This window comes from Candidatus Protofrankia californiensis (assembly GCF_900634765.1).
Lineage (GTDB): Bacteria > Actinomycetota > Actinomycetes > Frankiales > Frankiaceae > Protofrankia > Protofrankia californiensis.
Window position 1 is genome coordinate 1,800 of record NZ_CAAAFT010000161.1, and the last position, 3,873, is coordinate 5,672.

At 66.1% G+C, this 3,873-nt stretch carries 3 protein-coding genes; 2 read left to right on the forward strand and 1 reads right to left on the reverse strand.

Going from position 1 to position 3,873, the window contains the following annotated elements:
• Positions 1-627: glycosyltransferase (locus DD1DGNOD_RS09265; protein WP_131769910.1), on the forward strand; the 627-nt coding region annotated here is incomplete at its 5' end.
• Here DD1DGNOD_RS09265 and DD1DGNOD_RS31115 read toward each other — a convergent pair.
• Positions 560-1,102, reverse strand: coding sequence for an NUDIX domain-containing protein (locus DD1DGNOD_RS31115; protein ID WP_430827779.1), 543 nt, complete (start codon positions 1,100-1,102; stop codon positions 560-562). The genes DD1DGNOD_RS09265 and DD1DGNOD_RS31115 overlap by 68 nt on opposite strands.
• A 1,725-nt stretch (positions 1,103-2,827) precedes the next feature.
• Here DD1DGNOD_RS31115 and gap point away from each other — a divergent pair.
• Positions 2,828-3,835 carry a type I glyceraldehyde-3-phosphate dehydrogenase gene (gene gap / locus DD1DGNOD_RS09275; protein WP_131766212.1) on the forward strand — a complete coding sequence of 336 codons (1,008 nt, stop codon included), beginning with the start codon at positions 2,828-2,830 and terminating at the stop codon, positions 3,833-3,835.
• Positions 3,836-3,873: the final 38 nt, after the last annotated feature.

Sequence of the window (3,873 nt, forward strand, 5' to 3'; positions counted from 1 at the left end):
GTCGAGCCGTTCGGCGTCGCCATCGCGGCCCGGCGGCGTGCGCTGGAGAGCGCTCCCGAGGGGGCTGATACCCCGGTCGTCATGGTCCACATCGGACGGCCGGAGGCGAACAAGAACCGGGTCCGCGCGATAGATGTGCTCGTTGCGTTGTGCGCGCGGGGGGTGGACGCGCGTCTGCAGATCATCGGAGGCCAGGACACGGCGGAGACCGCGGAACTGCTCGCCAGGGCGTCCGCGGGTGGTGTGCGTGATCGTGTCGAGATGCTCGGCGAGCGCGACGACGTCCCCCGGCTGCTGGTCGCCGCGTCGCTGCTACTGCTCACCTCGTACTACGAGGGCCTGCCGAGCGTCGTGCTCGAGGCATGTGCGGTTGCCACTCCGGTGCTGGCCACGGATCTGCCCGGGGTCGGGGAGATCGCCCGGCTGCTGCCGGGGATCACGTTGTTGCCGTTGTCCGCCACGGACGAGATATGGGCTGACACCGCTCGGGCGCTGACCGCTGTTCCGCCGCTGCTCGATGATCGGCGAGCGGCGTTGCGGCACTTCGTCCGCTCGCCGTTCACGATCGAGAACTGGCAGCGGGAGCTGACGGCGGTCTGGTCGAGGCCGCCTGGAAAACACCGGTAGGCAGGAGGGTCGTCGTGGTTCGACGGGCTGTCCAGCCGCCATGCGAAAAGAACTCGCCTCTCGCCCAGCGGTTGACAACGTCCTGATCGGGCCGGGCGAACCGTTCGGGCAAGGCGTCCAGAGGATGCCACGCCAGCCTGCGCGACCGGCGGGGGGCAGCAGGGGTGACAGGGCCATGTGTGCGCGTGACATGGAAGAACAAACCCAGTTGTTCCTTCTTGTCCACCCAGTGATGTGCCACGTGTTCCAGCCAGACATCCTCGGCCGTGGTCACCAACGCCGCCTGTTCGCACGCTATGCGGACCGCGGCGTCGCTCGCGGCCTGCCCCTCGAGGTTTCCGGACGGCAACCGCCACTGTGCCGGCGACGTCTCGTCACCGGTGGCGAGAAGAATTCTGTCATCGGAGCACAACAACAGATGAACCCGCACCGGCAGCGTCGACCGGCTCATTTCATGGTGCGTCGTCTGGTGCATCGTCACGGCCGTATCCCGTTCTTCCGGACACCACCGGGCCTCGCCTTTCCGCAGTGGTGTCGGTAGTGGCAGCTGGCGCACTGTAAAGGTGCGGCGGCACAAGTCGTCACGACCGGGGGCTGTCGCCGTAACTCGTGCCGCCGCACCCGCGGGACGGTACCGGCGGCCCCCACCCCGGTGGGGTGAGTGGGGACGGAGGCGGGGATCGCCGGTACCAGTTCGACCTCGGTGGCCGGGGCACGGTCAGCCGGCCACCGAGGAGCTTATGGTCCCCCCGGAAGTCCCCGGCGACGCGAAAAAGGGGCAGTATCGCGCGCCACCGGAAACCAACTTGGAGTGTGAAGAACAACCAACATCCAGCGTCTTTCCGCCTCTTTGGAAGGCCGGTCGGTTGCTGAACTGTTTCGGAGCTTAGGGCGCGTCCGGCGCCCGCGTCCACTCCCAATTATCCGGTATCCGTCCCCGTCGAACTCCGGCCGGCGGCCGATCGGTGTCCCGGCGTATTAGTTCGACGGACCGACGGGCGCCCGGTGACCGGCTCTGCTCGAATCCCGACGGTATCCGAACTCCCGGCCGGCGCGAACGTCCGGCCGTATTGCGCTCCGGCCCCGACACCGTGCATATAGTTCCGGCCCGGTCATAAGAGACCTCGTGGTGAATCGTCGGCTTTCCCTATTACGCGGCGAAATACGGCCGGGACGGTATTCGCCGGGCGGGACTTCCGTCCCCAGCGGAATACCGGACCCGATTTTCACAACCGGAGAACGATGGTCACCTAATGGTGTCCCAACGAACAGTGGGTTCGTGTTGCGGTCGGGCTGTCCGCTACTCGGGTACGCATGACGCCGCTGCCAGGTATGCGAGGTGTCACTACCCGGGTACGCATGACGCTGCTGCCCGGTATGCACGGCACCGCTCAAGATCTGCGCGTTCCCGGGGGCGGTGTGCTTCCAGGGAGCCCGGCCGGCGGGACGACAGTGGCGCCGTGGCGGCGGCCGGTGGTGGCGGGTGGACGCGGTGCGGCGCTTGCCGCAGGAGGGGGTCGCTTGCCGCAGGAGGGGTATTGCGGTGTGGCGTCCGCCACGGAAGGGGGTATTGCTGTGCGGTGAGTATCCGTGTGACGGGTGTTACAACTGCGAGCGTCGTCGAGGATTGTTGGTGTTGCCGGGGATTACGGCCGTCCGCGCGGATCCAGGGCGGCGGGTTACGCCGCGGTAGGCCCTCCGGCCGGGTCAGCGATCGGATGGTTACGCCGCGGATGTGCCGGGCCCGGTCGGGTGGACCGATGTCAGCGGGCGTGGTCGATGCGGGTGGCCGGTGCGGGTAAGCCGGTACGGATGGCCGATACGGTGCGGATGGCCATACGGTGCGGATATGGTTGTCGGCGTTGCGTGGCATGTCATGCCGTCCGCGCGTCATCGGTGCGCCGACGGTTGCGCCTGATCGTCCGCGGGTTCGCCCTCGCGCGGATCGCGGACGATTATTGGAAATTAGCGAAAACAGTCACGCAGCGTAGAAGGCGATCTCGACGGCGCGGAACTGCGACCGTCGTCCGCCCGATAGGGTCAAATCATCCCGCAGTCTACCAGAATTGGAAAAAGAGTCGAGGTGGGTAGTTCTGGACACGCTGGGCGTCGATCTGTGAGGATGCCGGCCGGTGACGCCCAAAGTCGTTTAGGCTCACTGCGACAACGGAATGCATCGACGATAGAGGAGTTCTCTGACGTGGTTACGCGAGTAGGTGTCAACGGCTTCGGCCGTATCGGCCGCAACTTCTGGCGGGCGCTTCAGGCTAGTAAGCGTAACGACATAGAGATCGTTGCAGTGAACGACCTTACCGACAACAAGACACTTGCGCATCTACTCAAGTACGATACGACGTTGGGCACGTTGTCGGAGCCGGTGAGTCTCGGTGACGGTGGGATCAAAGTCGGTGATGGCTTCATCAAGGTGGTCTCCGAGCGCGACCCGGCAGCCCTGCCCTGGGGAGACCTCGGGGTCGAGGTGGTTGTCGAGTCCACCGGCCGGTTCACCAAGGCCGAGGACGCTCGCAAGCACATCCAGGCGGGCGCGAAGAAGGTGATCATTTCCGCTCCGGCCAAGGGCGAGGACCTCACCGTCGTCATCGGCGTGAACGACGACGTGTACGACCCGGCGCAGCACACGATCCTGTCGAACGCCTCCTGCACGACCAACTGCGTGGCGCCGCTGGCCAAGGTTCTCGAGGACGCCTTCGGTATCGAGCGCGGCCTGATGACGACCGTGCACGCCTACACCAACGACCAGGTCATCCTCGACTTCCCGCACTCGGACCTGCGCCGTGCCCGCGCCGCCGCCCAGAACATCATCCCGACGACGACCGGTGCGGCCAAGGCGACGTCCCTGGTACTGCCGCAGCTCAAGGGCAAACTGGACGGACTGGCGATGCGCGTTCCCGTCCTCGACGGGTCGGTGACCGACCTGGTCGCCACGCTCAAGCGTGAGGTCACGATCGAGGAGGTCAACGCCGCGTACCGGGCCGCCGCCGAGGGCGCACTCAAGGGCATCCTCGTCTACACCGAGGACCCGATCGTCTCCTCCGACATCGTGGGGACGGCTGCGTCCTGCACGTTCGACTCGCTGCTCACCATGGTCAGTGGCAACCAGGTGAAGGTCATCGGCTGGTACGACAACGAGTGGGGTTATTCCAACCGTCTGGTGGACCTCACCGCCCTTGTCGGCGGGCGGCTGTAGAACCTCGTCTGTAGGACCTTTGGTGGCCTCCGGTGACG

Bases quoted from the DNA above. Each gene is read 5' to 3' on its own strand.
- DD1DGNOD_RS31115 (WP_430827779.1), bottom strand. From the start codon at position 1,102: ATGCACCAGACGACGCACCATGAAATGAGCCGGTCGACGCTGCCGGTG.